At 64.8% G+C, this 684-nt stretch carries 1 protein-coding gene; it reads right to left on the bottom strand.

All coding sequences use genetic code 11. The annotated features are described in order from the left end of the window. On the bottom strand, nt 1-684 hold a 684-nt coding region (locus ABEA26_RS36175; protein WP_345598337.1), incomplete at both ends, for an acyl carrier protein.

The following is a 684-nucleotide window of genomic DNA, read 5'->3' as shown; positions in this document are numbered from 1 at the left end:
GTAGTCGTGGTACATGGCGCCGGCGAAGACGCCCGTGCGGCTGCCCTTCAACGTGGCCGGATCGATACCCGCCCGCTCCAGGGTCTCCCACGACGTCTCCAGCAACAGACGCTGCTGCGGATCCATGGCCAGTGCCTCACGCGGGCTGATCCCGAAGAACCCCGGATCGAACTCCCCCGCATCATGCAGGAACCCGCCATGCCGCACCATCGACTTGCCCACCGCATCCGGATCCGGATCGAACAACCGGGCCACATCCCAACCCCGGTCCTCCGGAAACGCCGTAATCCCATCACGACCCCCCGCCACCAGACCCCACAAATCATCCGGCGACAACACCCCACCCGGAAGACGACACCCCATCGCCACAATCACGATCGGATCCTCCGACACCCCCGCACCAGACCCCGAGGCCACCACCGGCCCCGCACCAACACCCTCCTCCCCCACCAACTCCACCCGCAGAAAATCAGCCAGCACACCCGGCGACGGATAATCAAAGATCAACGTCGCCGACAACCGCAGACCCGTCACCGCATTCAGACGATTCCGCAACTCCACCGCCGTCAACGAATCAAAACCCAGATCGCTGAACGCCTGACCCGCATCAATACTCGCCGCACCCGCATGACCCAACACCACCGCCACCTCACCCAGCACCAACTCCACCAGGCGACGCCGCTG

The sequence above is a fragment of the Streptomyces marokkonensis genome (assembly GCF_039539045.1).
GTDB lineage: Bacteria > Actinomycetota > Actinomycetes > Streptomycetales > Streptomycetaceae > Streptomyces > Streptomyces marokkonensis.
The sequence above is the reverse complement of the archived record's forward strand: the minus strand, read 5'-3'. Positions and strand labels throughout refer to the sequence as shown.